General features: G+C 68.3%; 1 protein-coding gene. It reads left to right on the forward strand.

Annotated elements, in window-relative coordinates; all coding sequences use genetic code 11:
* Window positions 1–246 (forward strand): hypothetical protein (locus tag ACLJNW_RS27560; RefSeq protein ID WP_410961737.1); only part of this gene is annotated, 246 nt, incomplete at both ends.

Below are 246 nucleotides of genomic sequence, written 5' to 3' on the forward strand. Positions count from 1 at the left end.
TCCCCACGCTCCCCTTCGTCTCGCCGCAGCCCACGAAAACCGCGATTCTGGGGCCTGGCACGGTTATCGCAACGTGCCTTTCCGACGGCCCTCCCCCGTTCCAGGCCGTCACGCCGGTGCCCGCACCGTTCGACAACAAGAAACAGGCCCGGAGCGCCTTCCCCATGCGAAGCGCGCCCCGCAGCGCCGTGGAGATATGCCCGATGAGCGTGATCATCGCCCTTGCCGCCCTGGGCCTGCTGATGC

The organism is Salmonella sp. SAL4457 (assembly GCF_046548235.1).
Taxonomy (GTDB): Bacteria; Pseudomonadota; Gammaproteobacteria; order Enterobacterales; family Enterobacteriaceae; genus Salmonella; species Salmonella enterica.